The sequence below is a fragment of the Nitrosophilus kaiyonis genome, from assembly GCF_027943725.1.
Classification (GTDB): domain Bacteria; phylum Campylobacterota; class Campylobacteria; order Campylobacterales; family Nitratiruptoraceae; genus Nitrosophilus_A; species Nitrosophilus_A kaiyonis.
The window spans coordinates 1,368,009-1,388,631 of record NZ_AP025696.1; the positions used below are offsets into that span (position 1 = coordinate 1,368,009).

A 20,623-nucleotide genomic window follows, 5' to 3' on the forward strand; every position below is an offset into this window, starting at 1 on the left:
TATATTTAATAATGTTATTTTTTAATTTTTTATGACAAAAAAATAACAAACTATAATATTCTCTTAATAAATATAAATATATCAAATAATAAATATAAATATAAATTATGATTGATTAAAATCAATGTATAGTTGTAAAAAAGAGAGTAAAATAAAAAAAATATTAAAAGGAATAAATATGAACAGTTCAAGTGTAAAATATAGAGTGTTTGCACTTATTGCATTAGCAATTTTGCTGTATTGGTTTGTAATTCCAGCAGTTATTACTCACGATGTTCCAGATTTAGCAAAGGCTGGTAAAGCTGATAAAATACCTTCAATTGCATATAAAGTATGGGATTATTATCAAAAAGGAAGATATGTAAGTCCAAATACTCCTCCAGAAGCATTAGATAAAAACAAAAATCCAATTTTAAAGAAAATGATAGAATATAATGCAGAGATAGGTGTGGCAAGTGCGCCAATATGGTATGTTTCATTAGAAGCACCAAATTATCCTAAAGATGCTTTTCCTGAGGGTATTCCGGTTTATTATCATTTTGATGGATTTAGCGGTGATGTCCATGAAATGAATACTATCAATCACTTTATAGGTATGGATCCAATGGAAAGAGGCGCTCCATATTTGCGTGCTATTGCTCCATATGTATTAGTTTTACTTGCATTTGCATATGTACTCTTTATCTTATATGATTGGAAATGGTTAAATTATATAATGTGGATTGCTGTAGCACTTCCATTAATATTTTTAGGTTTTTATGCATATTGGTTATATTGGTTTGGCCATCATATGCATGATTGGGGTGCATTTAAGATTAAGCCATTTATGCCAACCGTGTTTGGAGATGGAAAAGTTGCTCAATTTACAACTCATTCATATCCAACAATTGGTTTTTGGCTTTTAATTGCTATTAGTGTATTTACACTTTTGGCAATAATTTCAAAAAATAAATATTTAAAGAGTAAAGCTGCATAATGAAAAGGCTGATTTTGCTTTTAGTTTTTATGACATTACCAATGTTTGCTATGACACTGCAAGAGGTGATAGATAAAGCAAAAGCAGGATCAAAAATAGAATTGCCAGAGGGAGTTTTTGAAGGGAATATTGTCATCAATAAACCATTAATGATTGTAGGTAAAGGAGAAAAAACTGTAATCAAGGGAGATGGAAAAGGTACAGTTGTCAAAATTAGAAGTTCAAATGTTACCATAAAAAATTTAACTATTGTAAATAGTGGTAAGGAACATGAGAAAGTAGATGCAGGCATTTCTATAAAAGATGCCAAATTTTGTGAAGTTAATAATTGTAGCATTAAAAATTGTCTTTTTGGAATAGACTTGCAAAATGTACATAACTCTAAAATTATCGGAAATTATATTACATCAAAACCTTTTCCATTAGGAATAAGAGGTGATGGTATAAGACTTTGGTATAGCAATGATAATATTTTAAGAAAAAATTATCTATATAAAAGTAGAGATTTTGTTGTATGGTATAGCCATGGAAATTTAATTGAAGAAAACAGAGGAGAATATGGCAGATATTCGCTTCATTTTATGTATGCAGGCAAAAATATAGTTAAAAAAAATGTATATAAACATAATAGTGTTGGAATATTTTTTATGTATTCAAGAGATACAGAAGCTTATGAAAATGTTGTTATTAGTTCTTTAGGAACTACTGGCATTGGAATAGGATTAAAAGATGCTTCAAATTTTATTATAAAAAATAATACAATACTTTATTGTGCTAAAGGATTATATATAGATAGATCCCCATTCCAGCCAGATGAAAAAAATTTTATCGAAAACAACAGCATACTTTATAATTCAATAGGTATACATTTTCATTCATTAAGTACAAATAATATTATTAAAAGAAACATATTTAAAGGTAATATGGAAAATGTTTATGATGATTCTGGACAAGGAAGAATTCATTCAGTAATGAACACTTGGAGTGAGAATTATTGGGATGATTATCAAGGTTTTGACAAAGATGGAGATGGCATAGGTGATATTCCATATAATCTTTATTATTATGCAGATAAGTTGTGGCTATTAAATCCTAATATAAGATTTTTTTATGGATCACCTGTTATATCGATTTTGAATTTTTTATATAAATTGGCACCGATTTCAGAACCTATAAAACTATTAACTGATCCAAAGCCACTTATGCATGAAGGGGAGGTATCATGACACCACAAGAGAAAAAAAGAAGAGATTTTATTAAAAAAATGGCTGGTCTAGGTGTATTGGGATTGGCTGCAGCAGCTGGTATTTATGGTGCAAAATATTATAAGCATCATGAATTAAGATTAAGACCACCTGGAGCAGTACCTGAAGATGAGTTTTTAGCCCTTTGTATCAAATGTGGCCAATGTCTTCAAGTATGTCCATATGATTCTATATTTTTAGAAGGAGTTGATGGAAAAGCTGGTGTTGGCACAGCTTATATTGATCCTCAAAAAAGGGGATGTTATTTATGTAAAGCCTTTCCTTGTATATTGGCTTGTCCAAGTGGTGCTTTGGATCATGAAAAAGATGATATTAAATTAGTGCATATGGGGATGGCTGTTATTGTAAATGAGAATGCATGTTTGGCACTTCATAATAAAAAAGTTCCAGATAGTGCAATTGATGCTATATATGATCATTCGCCTGCTTTGACTAAAAAAGAGATAAAAAATAGAAAAATAGAGGATTTACCAAATCCTAGTGAAAAAAGAGAATTACAAGTAGAATTACTGAAAAAACTTGAAAAATTTAGAGGTAAAGATTGTACAATCTGTGCTGATTTGTGTCCTTATCATCCAGATCCTTCACTTGCTATAGGAATGGTTGCAAAAAATGGTGGATATCTTCCAGAAATTAGAGAAAAATGTGTAGGATGCGGTGCTTGTGTAGAATTGTGTCCAACAGATGTATTAAAAATTGTCCCTAGAGCTACTTATGAGCAAATATATGGGAAAAAGGCTTAATTATGAAATTTAGTTATTGGTTATTGGTTATCAGTATATTAGTTATATTTTCTGGATGTGAGAAGAAAGAAGAAAAAAAAGAGGTTGCTGCTAAACCTTCTCAGATAAAAATTACTGAGGGTGTAGTTAAAGAGAAAAAGGCTCAAGAAAAAGAGGTAGATAAAGGACAATTTTATTACTCTTATAAAGAAGCGAAAAAAGAAGAGATTGAAGATGAGGGAAAATATACAAGACTTGGGGCATATAGACATGTTTTAAATAATTATCAAAAAGTGCAAATTTCACTGCTTGCAAATAAATTAAGCAAAGATTTTTTGATTTACTGTTCAGCTTGTCATGATGATTATGCAAATGGAATAATTGGACCATCACTACTAGATAAAAGTGGAGATTATATATATAAGCAACTGCAAGATTTTAAAAGCGGTAAGCGAAAAAATGTTTTGATGGTCCAACTTGTTAGACGTTTAGATGATAAAAAACTGAAAGCTTTAGCAGATGAGATTGCAGAATTTAATAAAAAAGTAAAAAAAATAAAAGAAAATTTAAAGGATAAAAAATGATTAGACATATCATTGCTATTATAGCTGGTGCTTTAACAGTTGCTGCGATTGTTTATATGGCAAATTTAGATAAAGAAGCACAAAAATTTCAAAAAATAAAAGAGATAATAGAAAAATCAAAATTAGAAGTACCTGTTTCTAAACAAAAAGTTGAACAAGCACAACCTCAAAAAGAAGAAGAGAGTGAAGAAGAGAAGAAATTAAAGGTTTTAAAAGAGAAAGCTGGAAGAATGAGTGCTTTTGAAGTTAGTCCACTTTATAGAAGAAATTGTGCTTCGTGTCATGGTATAAATGGTGAAGGAGCAGTAGGACCTAAACTTGTAGGAAAAACTAAAGAAGATGTTTTAAATGCATTGAAAGATTTTAAAAGCGGTAAGAGAAAAAATTATGTAATGTTTGGTCTTTTAAATAATATGAAAGATGAAGATTTAGAGAGTTTGGCAACTGAAATTGGTACTTTTGAACAAAAACTTAAAGCTTCAGAATAATAAACAGTAGGTGATCTTAGTAGTTAGCTACTATCACCTCCTAAATTTTAAAAGGAGGGGAAATTGGATAGATATAATTGGAGTGTAAAAGAACTTGTAAATGCACCTATTTTATCAACACTTTATTATAGAACTAAACAAGGAAAAATTAGGCCTACATGGCGTTTTTGGAGATGGCTTAGTGTAATAGTTATAAATCTAGCCTTTTTTCTTTCATATTTTGTTGACATTCAATTTTTAGAAGGAACTTTAACAGGTTCAAGGCTTCTTGGTTTTCATCTAATCGATCCTTTTGCAGCATTAGAGATTTTAGCATCAGAACATCATATTCATACAAATATAATTATTGGAACCGCAACTATAGTTGGTTTTTATTTTTTAGTTGGAGGAAAGGCATTTTGTGGATGGGTTTGTCCATATGGACTCCTTAGTGAAATAGGTGAATATTTTCATCAAAAACTAGTAAATAAAAGAATAATAAAAGAGAGAAGATTTGACCCTAGAGTTAGATATGTTTTTTGGGTAATTTTTCTTGCAGCTGCTGCTATTGATGGATATTTGGTTTTTGAAATTATAAATCCTGTTGGAATTTTAAGTAGATTTATTGTTTATGGTTGGAGTTTGGCAATTGTTTGGGTTGTTGTTATTTTAGCTATTGAGATTTTTTTCTCAAGACGTGCATGGTGTAAATATGTTTGTCCTATAGGTACTACTTATAGTTTTATAGGTTGGATAAGTCCAATGAAAGTTCAATGGGATATGGAAAAGTGTGACCATTGTGCGGCCTGTTTTATAGCATGTCCTGAAGAGCATGTATTAGAGAGATTTAAATCTAAATATGACAAAGAACGTGAAGAAAAAGGTATAACAAAAGAGTTTGTTAAAGATGGTGATTGTATAATGTGTGCAAGATGTTTTGATGTTTGTCATGAAGATGCATATAACTTTGAATTTAGGTTAAAGAACTTAGTATGATAGAGATAAAAAATGCATACAAAAAATTTTTTGATGTTTTTGTTTTAGATAATGTTAATTTAACTATAAATGATGGTGACAAAATTGCATTAATGGGGCCAAATGGTGCTGGAAAAACTACCCTTGTTAGATCAATTTTGGGTTTTTATCATTTAACTAAAGGTGAAATAAAAGTAGAGGGATTTGACCCTATAAAAAATAGAACAAAAGTACTAAATAATATCAGTTTTATACCTCAAACCCCACCTCCTATAAAGCTTAATATAAAAGAGTTACTTGAATTTGTTGCCAAAAGTTCACATATTGAAATTAATAAAATTAAAGAAGAGTCTTCAAAAATGGATCTTGATATTGAGAAAAATTTAAATAAGCCTTTTTTTAAGCTTAGTGGAGGAATGAAACAAAAACTATTAATTGCAATAGCTTTAGCAAGAAATAGTAAGATTTTAATTTTTGATGAGCCTACAGCAAATCTTGATCCTAAAGCAAGAGAAAAATTTTATAATCTTTTAGAATCAATTGATAAAAATTGCTCTACTATTTATATTACTCATAGACTTGAAGAGATAGAGGGTTTGGTTAATAGAAAAATTTATATGGATTTAGGAAAAGTGGTTGAGGATGAAAGGATATAAGTCATTAGTCATTAGTCATTTGATATTTTTATTTTTTATCTCTTTGGCTTTTTTAGGATGTGAGAAAAAAGATTATACAAAAGAGCCAGCTACAATGCACTGGGATAGAGATATGTGTGAACGGTGCAAAATGGCAATAAGTGAGAGAAAATTTGCTGTTCAAGCTATAGATGAAAATGGTAAAGTATATAAATTTGACGATATTGGTTGCTTAATCCTTTGGCAAAAAAAAGAACATCCTGAAATACATTTTAAAAAAATATGGATAACTGATGCAAAAAGTGGTGAATGGATAGATGCAAAAGAAGCAGAGTATACAAGAGATTATATAACACCGATGGGATATGGATTTGGAGCGCACAAAAAAGGGACTGCTCCAAAAAATAAAAAAATATATTCATTTGATGATGTTAAAAAAATAATAGAGAAAATAGGAAGATAATGAAAAATCTTTTTTTAATTGCAAAACTTGATATCGCTGAATCAGCAAGAAGTAAATGGTTTTTTGTCTATTTACTTGTTTTTGGTGGTTTAATGGCACTTTTTTTCATAACTGGAATAACAGATAGTGTTGTTATGGGTTTTACTGGACTTAGCCGCCTTCTTTTAATCTATATGCAAGTAACAATTGTAATTTTGCCTATTTTTATTTTAATTACCACTGTAAAATCAATTTCGGTAGATAGAGAAAGTGCAATTTTAGAATATATGCTCTCTTTTCCTATATCTTTAAGAGATTACTATTGGGGTAAAATGGTTGGAAGATTTACAGTTGTATTTTTTCCAGTACTATTAGCTCTAATTTTAGGTATTGGTTGGGGAATATTTAAAGGTGGAGAGCTTCCATGGAATATGCTTTTTATTTATAGCGCACTTCTTTTTTCATTGTGTGCAGTTTTTTTAGGAATAGCTTTTTTTATCTCTACTATTGTCAAATCTCATGATGTTGCTTTAGGAGCAAGTTTTGTTGTTTGGATAACACTTTTGGCTTTTATTGATATTGCTTTAATTGGACTTATGCTTCAAAATAGATTTAATGATAATTTTATAATTGCTCTATCTCTTTTAAATCCAATGGAAGTGTTTAGAGTAGGAGCAATAAGTCTTTTTGACCCTGAATTAACAGTAATGGGACCGGTAGCCTATTTTTTACTTGATACATTTGGTCAAAAGCTTTTTATTACATATTCGATTGTTTATCCTCTATTTTTAGGAATATTCTTTTCACTTTTAGGTTTTTACTTTTTCAAAAAAAGAGATCTATTATAGGAGGGGTTATGAAAAAGTTTTTATTTGTAATATTTTTTAGTATAGTTTATCTTTTGGCTGATACAAATTCTACTAAAATATTAGATCCTGTTTATCATATTGATGTAAATAAATATCCAAAATTCCAAGCAAAAATTGTTTTAGCAAATGGTAAAGAGATACTTTTTTGTTGTCCTAAATCTATGTTTAATGTCTACTTAAGACCTTCCGATTATCCTGAATATCATATAAAAGGTGAACTTGATTTTAAAAAGATTTTAGTTAAAGATTATTTGAGTGGAGAGTGGATAAAGGCTGAAGGCGCTTTATATGTTTTTGGAAGCAAACTTCAAGGACCAAAAGGTGATGATTTGATTCCTGTTAGAAACAGAGATGCTTTGAATATTTTTAGATTAAAATATGGAGGAAGCAAAGTTTTAACTTTTCCAGAAATCATACATAAAGGAATGGGACTTATAAAATATTTAGATATGCCGTAAATAGTCATTAGTCATTGATAATTAGTAATTGGTGTATTGGTTAATAGAATTAAGATTTAAGATTTAAGTGAGTAGTTTATGAGCGGGGAAGCTGTGAGGGAGTGAAGCGGAACAGTGGAATAGGAATATAGCGGAATAGTAAATTATGAGTGAAGCGCCCAATTCCAATTCCTAATTCCCGATGTCTAATGTCCAATGACTAATGTCAAACTTTTTACTTTGAGAAGAAAAAAGTTTCTACCCACTTTTTCTCTTTTTCATTTTTTAGCTCTATCTTTTTAACAATTTTTCCATTATCGTCTAATACTAAGAGTGTATTATTTTCGAGTTTTAGATGAGATTTACCCCATTTTTTTAGTAAATTATCAAAAGCTAAAAAAACTTTTTCATTTGCAATATCTAAATCTTTTCCTGTTCTTTTATCTACAATATCAAGCCCACCAAACTCTTTTTGGATTTTATAAGGAAAGTAGGGCATTATGGCATTATATACTCTAATATTTTTCTTTTGTGGCATATTTGTTATAAGTGCTATTGCACTTAAGAAAATAAATATAAATAAGAATGCAAAAATTATTCTTTTACTAAACATCATCTATCCTTTTAAAATATTTTTGAATATACTCTTTTGCTTTAGTATCTAATAGTTTCATTCTCTCTCTTCCTTTTGGGAGTTTTTCTCTAATATCTTTTAACTCTTTTAAAAATTTTCCAATATCATTTGGAATTATCTTTTCAATTGCTCTTCTTAAATATTTAGATAAAGCTGGAGAAGCTCCAGAAGTTGAAAAAGAGATAATCAAATCATCTTTTTTAATGTACGATGGAAAAATAAAATCACAATATTCTATACTATCTACACTATTGCATAAAATCTTTTTCTCTTGACACTCCAAATAAATTCTTTTTTGTAATTCTATATCATCAGCAGCAACTATAACTATATAAAACTGATCAATATCTCCTTTTTTATACTCTCTATTTATATATTTTAAGCCATTTTTGGTTATAAACTCTTTTACTCTATCATCAACTTTTGGAGATATGACCGTTATATTTTTTGTAAAATCTAAAAGATGAGAAATTTTATCTCCTGCAATTTTACCACCACCAATAACTAATATATTTTTATTTTCAAGTTTTATATAAGCTGGGAAAAAACTCATTATTCTCCTTTGGAAGAAATAATATCATATATTTTTATAAACCTATTTGATAGGTGTCAAGGAAATAATTTTAAAATAAAAATAAAATTTTTAAAAATTAAAAAGGTTTAGTATGGAAAAGGATTTTTTAAATCTAATTCAAAAAGAGTTTCCTATTGAAGAGAGACCTTTTGAGATTTTAGCTAAAAAATTAAATAGTGATGAAGATAAATTGATAGAAATTTATAAAAAATTAAAAGATGAAAAGATAATTAGACAAACTTCAGCCATTTTTGATACTAAATCTTTAGGTTATAAATCCTCTTTAGTGGCTTTTATGGTTGATGATATTGAAAATGCAGCAAATTTTATAAATACCCATCCAGGAGTTAGCCACAATTATGAAAGAGACAATGAATTTAATCTTTGGTTTACAATAGCAGTTGAGCCTGATAGCAAATTGGGTTTAGAAAAGACAGTTGAATTAATGGCAAAAAAAGTTAATGCAAAAGATTTTATTGTACTTCCTACAATTAAGATGTTTAAAATAAAAGTACAATTAGATGTAAAAGGTGATAGAGCAAAAAAAGAGAAACTTGAAAAAAAGAAAAAAATTGAACTAAAATTAGAACCACTTCATTTTGAGTTGATAAAAAGATTACAAGAAGATATAGAACCTGTTAAAAAACCTTTTGAGAAAATAGTTAGGGATTTAAATATTGATTATGAAACACTAAAAAAAGAGGCACAAAATTTACAAAATGCTGGAATTTTGAGAAGATTTGCCTCTATTTTGTATCATAGAAGAGCAGGTTTTAATGCAAATGCAATGGTAGTTTGGAGTGTTGATGAGAAAAATGCACTTGAAATTGGAGAGAAAGTTGCTAGTTTCACTGCTGTTAGCCACTGCTATCTAAGACCAACATACCCAAAATGGCCATATCCTTTATTTAGTATGATACATGGTAAAACTAAAGAGGAAGTAGAAAATGTAGTTAAAGATATCAAAAAAGAGATAAATCCAAAAGATTACAAATATCTTTATTCAACAAGAGAGTTTAAAAAGCAGAGAATAAAATATTTTAGTGATGAATTTAAAGAGTGGGAGAAAAAATATGCTTGATTTTTTTAAAGAGGAAGCAGTTTATATCTATATAGCCCTATTTGTTTTTGGTATAGCTTTGTTTATTGTAACAAGGCCATTTATGCCCAAAAAAAGTAAAATCGCTCTTCCTATAGTAGCTATATTTTTAATTTTGGGTCTTTTAGCGCACTATTTTTATAGAATAAACCATATAAAAGAGGTAGCTAAAGCTTTTAATGAAGGTAAAAATATTTTATGTATAGATAAAACAAATAAAATAGGGAGTGTTTTAGTAAAAAAAGGTGAATGGAAACTAAAAGATGACACCTTTATACATCCAGAGTTTCCAAGGGGATATAATATAAGACAATGTATAGTTGAGTGAATTAGAAAGTAAGAAAGTTAGATAGTGATAGAGTAAGAAAGTGAGAAGGATAAGTAAAGAGAGGAAGCAGTGAAGTAATTAATTTCATATTCCCAATATACCAATAACCAATATACTAATTACAAATGTCAAATGTCTTTGATATAACTACTTTTCTATTTTATAATAAAGATCAAATGAGTTTACTTCAGGTGAAATAGTAATTTCACTTTGGAGATTTTTTTTGATTTTATATCTAATTACGATTGTTGAAATTTGATCATTTTTATAAAGAACTGTGATTTTTTCTGCAATTTTTTTCCCTATTTCAAAACCTATTCTATTTTCTGAAGTAATTAGTGAAAATTTATCAAGTTTTAGACCAAAAGACTCTATTAAATCCTTTACAAAAAAATTGCTAAAAATACCTGTAAATTTTTCAGACCCTACACTTTTAAATAGCAATGAAGAGAGTTTTGAGTCAAAAAGTATTAAAGATAAGATATCGTTTTGTGATAGATATGGTTCAGATTCAAATAAAATAATCGGATTTTGAAGATTATTTACAATTTTTATAAAGATCGTATATTCATCTTTTTCATATTCAACTAATAAATTTAACATAGGATTTTTTGGCGGACCATAAAAATCTATATCACTTTTTTTAATTTTAAATATTTTGTTTCCAAATGTATATTTTCCTTTTAAAACTTCTACCATACCAAGGAGTTGAAGATCCTTTTGATACTCTTTCCATATAGTAATATCGGGCAAAATTAAAGCATTTAAATCTTTGATATGATAAAAAAGAGGCTTTTTAGAATAGATATGTATATTAAGTCCTACAAAATTTTTAAAAAACATTGATTTAACTGGTTTTTCTTTATCTATAATTATTATATCTTCATCCTCTATAGTTTTTATTCTTCTTGGATTATATGTGATTTGAGCATCTTTTATAAAAATATCTCCTTGAATGTAGATATTTTTTTTATTAATATCTGCTTGTAAATTTGTATTTACTTTTGCTATACCTTCAACTGAGGAGTATCTATAATCTTTTGCATTTATAAAAAATCTACCATCTTTAAAAAGATTGTAAAATCCTTCTATCTTTATCTTATCTTCAATCCAAAACTCTTTTACTTTAATATTATTTTGTGATATTTCAAATTTTGAGCTTTTTGTAGCAAAAAATGAGTGATTTGGCAGAGCCAAAGCATAATAATCAATAATAAAAGTTTTTAAATCTCCATTGAAATGGGCTAAAAGATAAGTTAATGCAAAATAGTTATATTTTTTATATTCATATACAAGCCAAGGAGAATGTATTTTTCCACTGTATGTTAATTTTTTTATATTAAAATCTAAAGTAATATCTAATTTTGAATCTAAATACATATTTGGTAGAGGATAAAATACTTTTGCTTTTTTATAAAAATCAAAAAAAGATGGTATATCTAAATTAACATAGAGTTTTTCTTTCAAATTTTTTGAATATATTTTGATAAAAACTGTATCTAGAAGATTTAAATCTGCTTGTAATAATTTGTCATATTTAATTTTTGATGAAAAATAGCTATTTTTAATATAAACCAAAATGGTACTATTTTGAAATTTTATATTTAAATCAATAGGAGAAAAATCTTTTTTAATATTATATTTCATAGAAAAATTGTCTGATAAAAATATTTTTGATTTTATAGTTTTATTTAAATATTCTCCTTTTATTGAAGCAATATTTGAGTTGATATTAAATTTAATATCTGCTTTTTTGAAAAATTTGGCATCTATATTTAATAAAAGATAAATTTCTTTCAAGTCACTTGGATATTTTTTTAAAACATCTTTTATAAAAATTTTATCTGATTTTATATTTGCTACAAATTTATTTTTTTCTTTTTTTATATTAAAAGATATAGGAAGGTTTTTGATTTTTCCTTCAACTTTTTTTTCATTGCCCAAAAATGAAATTTCTATCTTTTTATAAATGTTATCTTTTATATTTTCAAAATTATAATTATTAGTGATTTTGCAAATCCCATTATATTTTAGACTATTTTTATAGTTTATATTTGAATCTATAAAAATATTTATATTTTTTCTAAAAAACTTGGCTTTTAATTTTGATGATAATTTTTTATCTTTAAAAATATATTTTCCTGCTAAATTTGCATTAATTTTTTTAAAATTGTAAAGATTTTCTATTTTTGTGAAGCTATCAAAAGAGATTTTTGTTTTATCTATTACTATTTTTGATATTATTGGATTTAATTTTTCTAAAATATTTTCTTCTATTTTTAGACTTTTTTTCAAAAAAGTTTTACTGTCTAAATAAGCTACATTTTTTTTGATTTTGCCTGAGCCTTTTAAATCAAACCAAAAAGTTGAAATTTTAATATTTTTAATCTTTGCATCTATATCTTTTTTGATTTTTATATCTGTAGCATATAGAAATATTTTGCTGTTTTTATTTTTAAATCTGTAGTTTGAATCAATATTTATCTTTTTTATAAAAATTGGTATGAAAAATTTAGAAGAGCTTTTTTGTGTTTTAATTTTAAATAGATTGTTGATATTTAAATTATCAATTTTTATAGATTTAAAGCCAATTACTCCATTTAAAAAATATCTATAATCTAAAAAAATATCAATTTTTGATGATAATGAATCTTTTTTGTATTTAATATTTTCAAAAATAAAATTATCAATTTTATTCCATTTTATAGATGTTGAAATTTTATATTTTAAAAGCTCATATTTAATAAAATTTTCCAATATTTTTTCTTTGCTTTCTAATACAAAAAAAGTCAATATCACTAATAAAAATATCTCTATTATAAAAAAAACTTTTTTCAAAATGTTGCTCCTATTGCAATATTAAGAGCATTTTTTCTAAAATCTTTTGCATCAAATCCCATATAAAATCTTAAATCTCCAATTTTAGTTGGATATTTTGCACCAAATCCAATGCCATTGATTGGTTTATTGAAAAAACTATATTTTTTTACACTTAAAACTGTTCTATCCCAAAAAATAATTCCCAAAATTTTTTTATATACTGGATAAGAGAGCTCTATAGAAGTTTCTAAAATAGAATAACCACCACTTTTGCATTTTGAATCTGTTGCATATAGAGAGTTATATGAATATGCTCTATTTGAATTAATTCCTCCAGCATAAAAAAGTTTTGATGGATTTAAATCTTTATTTGAATCGATAATGCCAATTTTACCTTTTAAAAAAAGAGAGAATTTATCAAAATCAAAATATATCCCAGCTTCATTTAAATTTTTTATATATGTAATATCTGAAAATGTTTCAAGACTACCTTCAAAATTGCTTTTTATAATAAATCCATTTTTAGGAGATATTTTTGAATCTTTATTGTCTAATATAAATGTAAAAGTTGGATATATCATTTTATAAGTTCCATCATTATAACAAGAAGAGGTATCAAAAATTTTACTATTTTCTAGAAATAGACCTAAACTATATGAGAGTTTATAATACTCTTTTATAAAATTTATACCAATTTGTTTAACTTTTTGAGAAAAATAGTCAAACTTTTCTTCATTTATAAGAATTTTATTTACTATATCATAACTATTAGATAAGATTTTTACAGAAGGTATAAAAAATTTAGTAGAAATCTCTTTTTTATTATTTGAATAGATTGTATCTATTTTTATCTGTTTTTGAGATATATTGATATTTTTCCAAGAAAAATTTATATGAAATCCATTTTTGCTTTCATATCCTATTCCAGTTTTATAGATATTTCTTTTTTTTCTCTCTTTTACTTTAATTTCGGATAAGATATTGTTATTTATCTTTTTTGAATAATCAATATTAACGCTTCTAAAATATTCAAGAGCATAAAGTCTTTTATAACTTTCCTCTATTTTTTCAAGGCTAAAATTATCCCCTTTTTTAAAATATATATGAGATAAAATTACATCATCTTTTATTGATTTGTTACCAGTAATATTAATTTTTTTAATTTTACAAATCTCACCTTTGTTAACATAAAATACAACATAAGCTTCATTTTTTTGAAGATAAAGATAGCTTTTTGGATCAAACTCATAACTGCAATATCCTTTTTTAAGAAGAGCCTTTTTTATATTTTCTTTGGTCTGAATGAATTTTTTTGTATTAAATTTAGCATTTTCTTTTAACTCAATATATTTTTCTATTGGAAAATTTGAGGTTATTTCTATTTTTTTTATGATTACTGGTCTATTTTCATCTATAATAAAAATTGCTTTTTTTAGTTTTTTATCTTTTTTAAGTGTAATTTTTGAATGCCAATACCCTTCTTGTTTATAAAAAAGTTCAAGCTCTTCTTTTAATGAAGGAAGGATTTTTTCATCCACTTTTGGTTTTAATTTTTTAAATGTCAAAATCTGCCAAAAAGTTTTTTCAAAACCAAGTTCTTTATATAAAGTATTTTTATCAAATGTTTTATTACCTTTAAAATCTATACTATATTTTGCTGCAAAAAGAGTTAAAGAGAAGATAAATATAATTAAAAACCTCATCTTTTCCTTTCAAATATTTTCCTTTTTTATTGTCACATAAAAATCATATTGATTAGCTAAAATTTTAGTAGAGGTTAAATAAAAGGAGTTTAAATGCAGCTTCCTCTTCCAAAAGTTATTATTAAAAGAGATGGCTCTACTGAAGAGTTTAGAGCTTATAAAATTGAAGATGCAATTAAAGCAGCTTTTGATAGTGTATTGGTTGAGTATGATAAAAGAGTGTATGAGAGTGTTTTGATAAGGATATCATTTTCTACTGTAAAAGCGGTTGAAGAGATACAAGATATTATCGAGTATGAACTTTATCGTGCTGGTTATTTTGATGTTATGAAATCTTTTATAACATATAGATTTTTACATAAGATTCAAAGAGAGCATATTTTAGGACTTAGTGATGATACAACTTTTATAAATTCTACTCAAAGTGTAGAAGAGTATATAAATAAAAGTGATTGGAGAATAAATGCAAATGCTAATACTGGATATTCAAATGCTGGACTTGTAAATAATTTAGCTGGAAAAGTGATAGCTAATTTTTGGCTTGATAAGGTTTATAGTAAAGAGGAGGGCTATGCTCATAGAAATGGAGATATTCATATACACGATTTAGACTGTTTAACAGGATATTGTGCTGGATGGAGTTTAAGAGTTTTATTAAATGAAGGATTTAATGGAGTAAGAGGGAGAGTTGAAAGCAGGCCTCCAAACCATTTTAGAACGGCTCTTGGTCAGATGGCAAACTTTTTGGGAATACTGCAGAGCGAATGGGCTGGAGCGCAAGCTTTTAGCTCTTTTGATACCTATTTGGCTCCTTATGTTTTTAAAGATGATTTAAATTATGATGAGGTAAAAGAAGCAATTAGAAGTTTTGTATATAACCTAAATGTTCCTGCTCGTTGGGGACAAAGCCCATTTACAAATATTACTATTGATTGGACAGTTCCAGAAGATTTAAAAGATCAATTTCCTACAAAAAATGATAGACATCTTTTTGAAGATGTTAAAAATGATGAAAAACTTTTACAAAAGGCAAAAGAAAGAGGTGTAGATGATTTAACATCTCTAACATATAAGCATTTTCAAAAAGAGATGAATATTATAAATAGAGCGTATTATGAAGTTATGACTGAGGGAGATAAATCAGGACAACCTTTTACATTTCCTATCCCAACAGTAAATATTACAGAAGATTTTGACTGGTATGGAGAAAATACAGATATTTTATTTGAAAATACTGCAAAAATTGGAAGTAGTTATTTTCAAAATTTTATAGGTAGTCAATATATTATCGATCCAGTTACAGGAGAAAAAAAAGAAAATCCAGATAGTTACAAACCAAATGCTGTTAGAAGTATGTGCTGTAGATTGCAGCTTGATTTAAGAGAGCTTCTAAAGCGGGGGAATGGGCTTTTTGGAAGTGCAGAAATGACTGGTAGCATTGGAGTTGTAACAATCAATATGGCAAGACTCGGATATAGATTTAAAAAAGATAAAAAAGGGCTTTTCAAAGAGCTCACAAGACTTATGGATATAGCAAAATCCACTTTAGAGAAGAAAAGAAAATTTGTAAATGAGATGTTTGAAAGAGGGCTTTATCCATATACAAAAAGATATTTGCCAAATTTTAATAATCACTTTTCAACTATTGGTGTTAATGGAATAAATGAGATGATTAGAAATTTTACTGATGATGCTTATGATATAACTGATGAGAGAGGAGTAGAGTTTGCATTAAATATTTTAGATTTTATGAGAGAAAGACTAAAAAAATATCAAGAAGAGACAGGAAATTTATACAATCTTGAAGCAACACCAGCTGAAGGAACAACATATAGATTTGCTAAAGAGGATAAAAAAAGATTTCCAGATATTATTCAAGCAGGATTTGGAGAAAATATATATTACACAAACTCATCTCAAATACCGGTTGGATATACAGATGATCCATTTGAAGCACTTGATTTGCAAGATGAACTGCAGTGTAAATATACAGGCGGTACAGTTTTACATCTATATATGAGTGAAAAAGTAAGTAGTGCTGAAGCTGCAAGAAAGCTTGTAAAAGCGGTTATTGAAAATTATAAACTTCCTTATATAACAGTAACGCCACTATTTAGCGTATGTCCAAAACATGGATATATAAGTGGGGAGCATGAATATTGCCCAAAATGTGATGAAGAGCTAATTCAAGAGTATTTGAAAGGTGAAAAAGAGTTGAGTTAGGTGAGTGGGGTGAGTAAGTTAGTTAAGAGTTTATAGTGGATTAGTGGAATAGAGGCGTAGCGGGATAGTGGAGAAAATGTTAAGGTTGAAGGATAAAAGTAAAAGGGTGAAGGAAAAAAATTAATTCCCAATTCCCAATGACCAATGTCTAATGTCCAATGTCAAATTTACAAAAAGGAGACAAAATGAGAAGAGAAGAGATTTTAAAAATGTTAGAACATAAAAGAACAAAATGTATGGTGTATACAAGAGTTATGGGATATCATAGACCAGTAGAAAGTTTTAATATTGGTAAAAAAGGAGAGCATAAAGAGAGAAAGCAATTTAGAGAGGAAAAATGCAAAATAACAATATAAAAGTTTTTGATTTAACAACATTTACACTTCTTGATTTTCCAGATACTCCAGCAGCTATAATATGGCTTGCTGGATGTAATATGAGATGTCCATATTGTCATAATCCCGATATTGTTTTTGGTAAAAATAGTTTAAATTTTGATGAGGTGATAAAATTTTTAAACAAAAGAAAAAGGGTTTTAGAAGGAGTAGTAATTAGTGGTGGAGAGCCTACACTGCATAAAGATATTTTTAAAATATGTAAAAGTATCAAAGAACTTGGTTATAAAATTAAATTAGATACAAATGGAAGTAATCCAGATATTTTAAAAAAGCTTATTGAAAAAGGCTATCTTGATTATGTTGCTTTAGATTTTAAAGGACCAAAAAAGAAATTTGAAAATATAGCAAAAATTAATAGTTATGAGCAGACTCTAGAAAGTATTGAAATTTTGATACAAAGTGATATTGAGTATGAAATTAGAACAACTGTGCATACTTTGCTTTTAAATGAAAATGATATAAATGAGATAATTGATATTTTAAAAAATATGGGATATAAAAAGAGATATTTCATTCAAAATTATATTCATATTGACAAAACATTAAAAGATATCGGTTTTCAAGAAAGATTTATAGAGGGTTCACTTTTAGAAAAAAAAATAGATATAGAATTTAGAAATTTTGAGTTTAAAAATGTGTAATTTTGATAGAGTATTAATAAAAACTTTTTCATTAAATGATAAATATTTTATTGATTTTCTATTAAAAAAGATTTCTGAAGTTTTAAAAATAGATGCTTATTATCTTAATAATTCCCCTTTACCATATGATGCATATGATGGATTTAGAAAGCAGTTTTTAGCTGAAAAATTTTTAGAAAATCTTATTTTAGAAAAAAGTGAAGAGAGTGAAATAATTCTTGGAGTTACTTCAGTTGATTTATATGAGCCTGGACTAAATTTTGTTTTTGGTATGGCATCTCCTTTTTACTCTGTTGCAATAATTTCTACAAAAAGACTTCACAATTTATTTTATGCCCTACCTGAAGATAAATCTTTGTTTTTTGAAAGAAGTTTAAAAGAAGCTATACATGAGATAGGACACACATTAGGTCTTGAACACTGCCCAAATCCAAAATGTGTTATGCATTTTTCAAATTCAATTGTTGATACAGATAAAAAAAGCTATAATTTTTGTGATAACTGTTGGGAAAAAGCAAAAGATAAACTTTGTATAAAGGTTTGATATGTATCCCTCTTCACAAGTTCCAAAGATCAGAAAAGATAAAATATTTATCGGAAAAGAACTTATTTCAAAAGCTCCAAAAATTGAAGGAGTTCCTTCTGGTATAGAGGGTCTTGATGATCTATTTTTTATAATAGAAACAAAAAAGAAAAAAATTGAGAAAAAATCACTTAAAGGAATTCCTAAATATTCAGTATTACAAGTCACTGGAGTAAGTGATACAGGAAAATCTATAATGGTTGAACAGTTTGCAGTTACTCAAGCAAATAGGGGCGAAAAAGTAGTATTTATAACTGTTGAGACTCCAGCAATTTTTACAATTAATTCTCTAAAACTTAGAGCTGCTGCTCTTGGATATGATTTTAATAAAATCGATAAAAATCTTATTTTAATAGATGTAGCAACAGATAATGCTTTACGAGAAAATATTCCAGATTTAATTGCTACAATGAGCTATGCTTTTGATACATATGATGCAAAATTTACTGTTATTGACTCAATTACAGGGCTTTTCGAAAATAAAGAGATGACTGCAAGAACAATAATAAGAAAGTTATATAATGTTATGAAAGAGAATTTCCAAACTGCTCTTGTTGTTTCACAAAAAAGAGGAAGCCATGAAGAGCTTACTGCAGAAGCTGCAGGAGGTTATGCAGTAGGGCATATTTTAGATGGAACTTTGGTTTTAGCAAAAGAGCTTATAAACTCCTCTTATAAAGCAAATCTTTATCATAAAAAAATTGGAGAAATAATAAGACTATTTAGAATAGATGGTTGCCGCTTAAGTGCTCACGATACAGATACCCACCATATGCAAATAACTGATACTGGTCTTATTGTAATCGGAGAATCAATAGTAGAACATTAAGCATGTTACATTAATCTTTTATATATGAAGAATTTTAGATATATGTTTTTGGAGAGAAGATTAAAAAAATTTATAATTGGTTGCGGAGGCAGGATTTGAACCTGCGACCTTCGGGTTATGAGCCCGACGAGCTACCAGACTGCTCTACTCCGCGTCATTGAAGTGGCTGGGGTGGGAGGATTCGAACCCCCGAATGGCAGGACCAAAACCTGCTGCCTTACCACTTGGCGACACCCCAATCTTAGGAAGTATCTCCTTCAAATTCGGCTGAAATTATAATACAAATTTTTTATATTGTCAAGAGTTTTTATATGTTCAATAAATATAGCATTTTTATAACAGATATAAATGGTATAATTACTTAAAAAAAATTTGGAGATTAAATGCCTATCAAGAGAGTAAAAGAAGCGATTGAAGAGATAAAAAAAGGTAATATGGTTGTTATGATAGATGATGAAGATAGAGAAAATGAAGGTGATTTAGTATATGCTGCAACTTTTAGTACACCTGAAAAAGTAAATTTTATGGCAAGTGCCGCAAGAGGTTTGATTTGTGTGGCAATTTCAAAAAATATTGCAAAAAAGCTCCAGCTTGAGCCAATGGTAAAAGATAATAATTCACAACATGAAACTGCTTTTACAGTTTCTGTTGATGCAAAAGAGGCAACAACTGGAATATCAGCATATGAAAGGGATTTAACTATAAAACTTCTAGCTTCTCCATTAAGCACATCAGAGGATTTTGTAAAGCCAGGACATATTTTTCCATTAATTGCAAAAGAGGGTGGGGTATTAGTTAGAACCGGGCATACTGAGGGTTCAGTTGATTTATGCAAACTTGCTGGATTAAGAGAAGCTGCTGTAATTTGTGAGATAATGAATGAAAATGGAACTATGGCAAGACGTGATGATTTAGAGACATTTGCGAAAAAACATAATTTAAAAATTGTTTATATTTCTGATCTTGTTGAATATAGATTAAGAAATGAGTCTTTGGTAAGAAAGGTTGATGAAAAAGATATAGAATTTTTTAATATAAAAGCAAAAGAGATAGTTTATGAAGATCATCTTAAAAATAGGCATACTGCTATTATTTTTTATAATTTGAAAAAAACTGCAAATGTAAAATTTCATAATGTTATAAAAGATAGAGATCTTTTATTAAATCAAGATAGATTCAAATCTTTAATAAATTCTATAGAATATATAAAGAAAAACAGTGGTGTTTTGGTTTTTATAGATAACCCTATGGGAGTAAGCGATCAAACAAAAGAGTATGGAGTAGGTGCTCAAATATTAAAAGATTTAGGTATAGAAAAAATAAAACTTTTAACATCCAAAAAAGGCAAAGAGTTTGTTGGTTTAAGTGGATTTGGTTTAGATATAATCGATGAAATTGAAATTTAAATAGTTTTTTAAA

Annotated in this window: 22 protein-coding genes and 2 tRNA genes; 18 read left to right on the plus strand and 6 right to left on the minus strand. The window is 27.5% G+C overall.

Annotation, left to right across the window (positions count from 1 at the left end; genetic code table 11):
- Positions 1-178: 178 nt before the first annotated feature.
- The 10 genes from QML81_RS07200 to QML81_RS07245 all read left to right on the plus strand — a co-directional run bounded on the left by QML81_RS07200 (position 179) and on the right by QML81_RS07245 (position 7,393).
- Entirely contained in the window at positions 179-976 is a 798-nt protein-coding gene (locus tag QML81_RS07200) for a cytochrome C (protein ID WP_281950748.1), read from the plus strand.
- Positions 976-2,202, plus strand: coding sequence for a nitrous oxide reductase family maturation protein NosD (locus tag QML81_RS07205; RefSeq protein ID WP_281950749.1), 1,227 nt, complete (start codon positions 976-978; stop codon positions 2,200-2,202). The genes QML81_RS07200 and QML81_RS07205 overlap by 1 nt, the downstream gene beginning before the upstream one ends.
- Positions 2,199-2,984, plus strand: a complete 786-nt coding sequence (locus QML81_RS07210) for a 4Fe-4S dicluster domain-containing protein (protein WP_281950750.1) — start codon at positions 2,199-2,201, stop codon at positions 2,982-2,984. The genes QML81_RS07205 and QML81_RS07210 overlap by 4 nt, the downstream gene beginning before the upstream one ends.
- A 2-nt stretch (positions 2,985-2,986) precedes the next feature.
- Complete coding sequence (locus QML81_RS07215; RefSeq protein WP_281950751.1) at positions 2,987-3,547, plus strand: c-type cytochrome; 561 nt, start codon at positions 2,987-2,989, stop codon at positions 3,545-3,547.
- Positions 3,544-4,035: a c-type cytochrome gene (locus QML81_RS07220; protein WP_281950752.1), complete on the plus strand. Its 492-nt coding sequence runs from the start codon at positions 3,544-3,546 to the stop codon at positions 4,033-4,035. The genes QML81_RS07215 and QML81_RS07220 overlap by 4 nt, the downstream gene beginning before the upstream one ends.
- 63 nt (positions 4,036-4,098) lie before the next feature.
- Positions 4,099-5,010, plus strand: a complete 912-nt coding sequence (locus QML81_RS07225; RefSeq protein WP_281950753.1) for a NapH/MauN family ferredoxin-type protein — start codon at positions 4,099-4,101, stop codon at positions 5,008-5,010.
- Positions 5,007-5,645 carry an ABC transporter ATP-binding protein gene (locus QML81_RS07230; protein WP_281950754.1) on the plus strand — a complete coding sequence of 213 codons (639 nt, stop codon included), beginning with the start codon at positions 5,007-5,009 and terminating at the stop codon, positions 5,643-5,645. The genes QML81_RS07225 and QML81_RS07230 overlap by 4 nt, the downstream gene beginning before the upstream one ends.
- Positions 5,632-6,087, plus strand: a complete 456-nt coding sequence (locus tag QML81_RS07235) for a hypothetical protein (RefSeq protein WP_281950755.1) — start codon at positions 5,632-5,634, stop codon at positions 6,085-6,087. Before QML81_RS07230 ends, QML81_RS07235 begins: the two co-directional genes overlap by 14 nt.
- Positions 6,087-6,914 carry an ABC transporter permease gene (locus QML81_RS07240; protein WP_281950756.1) on the plus strand — a complete coding sequence of 276 codons (828 nt, stop codon included), beginning with the start codon at positions 6,087-6,089 and terminating at the stop codon, positions 6,912-6,914. The genes QML81_RS07235 and QML81_RS07240 overlap by 1 nt, the downstream gene beginning before the upstream one ends.
- 8 nt (positions 6,915-6,922) lie before the next feature.
- Entirely contained in the window at positions 6,923-7,393 is a 471-nt protein-coding gene (locus QML81_RS07245; protein WP_281950757.1) for a nitrous oxide reductase accessory protein NosL, read from the plus strand.
- A 214-nt stretch (positions 7,394-7,607) separates the two neighbouring features.
- Here QML81_RS07245 and QML81_RS07250 read toward each other — a convergent pair whose 3' ends face one another.
- Positions 7,608-7,985 (minus strand): hypothetical protein, encoded by a 378-nt coding sequence (locus tag QML81_RS07250; protein ID WP_281950758.1) that lies wholly within the window; start codon positions 7,983-7,985, stop codon positions 7,608-7,610.
- A complete protein-coding gene (locus tag QML81_RS07255) occupies positions 7,978-8,559 on the minus strand; it encodes a precorrin-2 dehydrogenase/sirohydrochlorin ferrochelatase family protein (RefSeq protein ID WP_281950759.1) in 582 nt (193 codons plus the stop codon). Before QML81_RS07255 ends, QML81_RS07250 begins: the two co-directional genes overlap by 8 nt.
- 112 nt (positions 8,560-8,671) lie before the next feature.
- Between QML81_RS07255 and ahbA the strand changes: the two genes are divergently transcribed.
- Positions 8,672-9,661, plus strand: a complete 990-nt coding sequence (gene ahbA / locus QML81_RS07260; RefSeq protein ID WP_281950760.1) for a siroheme decarboxylase subunit alpha — start codon at positions 8,672-8,674, stop codon at positions 9,659-9,661.
- Positions 9,654-10,007 (plus strand): hypothetical protein, encoded by a 354-nt coding sequence (locus tag QML81_RS07265; protein ID WP_281950761.1) that lies wholly within the window; start codon positions 9,654-9,656, stop codon positions 10,005-10,007. The genes ahbA and QML81_RS07265 overlap by 8 nt, the downstream gene beginning before the upstream one ends.
- A 147-nt stretch (positions 10,008-10,154) precedes the next feature.
- Here the strand turns inward: QML81_RS07265 and QML81_RS07270 are convergent, their stop codons facing one another.
- The gene (locus QML81_RS07270; protein WP_281950762.1) at positions 10,155-12,845 is read right to left on the minus strand and encodes a translocation/assembly module TamB domain-containing protein; all 2,691 of its coding nucleotides are present in this window, start codon (positions 12,843-12,845) and stop codon (positions 10,155-10,157) included.
- The gene (locus QML81_RS07275) at positions 12,842-14,530 is read right to left on the minus strand and encodes an autotransporter assembly complex protein TamA (protein WP_281950763.1); all 1,689 of its coding nucleotides are present in this window, start codon (positions 14,528-14,530) and stop codon (positions 12,842-12,844) included. The genes QML81_RS07270 and QML81_RS07275 overlap by 4 nt, the downstream gene beginning before the upstream one ends.
- Positions 14,531-14,623: 93 nt before the next feature.
- Between QML81_RS07275 and QML81_RS07280 the strand changes: the two genes are divergently transcribed.
- The 5 genes from QML81_RS07280 (at position 14,624) to QML81_RS07300 (ending at position 19,204) form a co-directional block, all read left to right on the plus strand.
- On the plus strand, positions 14,624-16,753 hold the full coding sequence (locus QML81_RS07280) for a ribonucleoside triphosphate reductase (RefSeq protein ID WP_281950764.1): 2,130 nt from the start codon (positions 14,624-14,626) through the stop codon (positions 16,751-16,753).
- A gap of 185 nt (positions 16,754-16,938) precedes the next feature.
- The gene (nrdD, locus tag QML81_RS07285) at positions 16,939-17,109 is read left to right on the plus strand and encodes an anaerobic ribonucleoside-triphosphate reductase (RefSeq protein WP_281950765.1); all 171 of its coding nucleotides are present in this window, start codon (positions 16,939-16,941) and stop codon (positions 17,107-17,109) included.
- The gene (locus QML81_RS07290; RefSeq protein WP_281950766.1) at positions 17,091-17,792 is read left to right on the plus strand and encodes an anaerobic ribonucleoside-triphosphate reductase activating protein; all 702 of its coding nucleotides are present in this window, start codon (positions 17,091-17,093) and stop codon (positions 17,790-17,792) included. Before nrdD ends, QML81_RS07290 begins: the two co-directional genes overlap by 19 nt.
- Positions 17,785-18,336 carry an archaemetzincin family Zn-dependent metalloprotease gene (locus QML81_RS07295; RefSeq protein ID WP_281950767.1) on the plus strand — a complete coding sequence of 184 codons (552 nt, stop codon included), beginning with the start codon at positions 17,785-17,787 and terminating at the stop codon, positions 18,334-18,336. The genes QML81_RS07290 and QML81_RS07295 overlap by 8 nt, the downstream gene beginning before the upstream one ends.
- Before the next feature lies 1 nt (position 18,337).
- Entirely contained in the window at positions 18,338-19,204 is an 867-nt protein-coding gene (locus QML81_RS07300; RefSeq protein ID WP_281950768.1) for a KaiC domain-containing protein, read from the plus strand.
- A 77-nt stretch (positions 19,205-19,281) separates the two neighbouring features.
- Here the strand turns inward: QML81_RS07300 and QML81_RS07305 are convergent.
- A tRNA-Met gene (locus QML81_RS07305) sits at positions 19,282-19,358 on the minus strand.
- Between the two features lie 9 nt (positions 19,359-19,367).
- Positions 19,368-19,442, minus strand: a tRNA-Gln gene (locus QML81_RS07310).
- A gap of 145 nt (positions 19,443-19,587) precedes the next feature.
- Here QML81_RS07310 and QML81_RS07315 point away from each other — a divergent pair.
- A complete protein-coding gene (locus tag QML81_RS07315; RefSeq protein WP_281950769.1) occupies positions 19,588-20,610 on the plus strand; it encodes a bifunctional 3,4-dihydroxy-2-butanone 4-phosphate synthase/GTP cyclohydrolase II in 1,023 nt (340 codons plus the stop codon).
- Positions 20,611-20,623 lie beyond the last annotated feature (13 nt).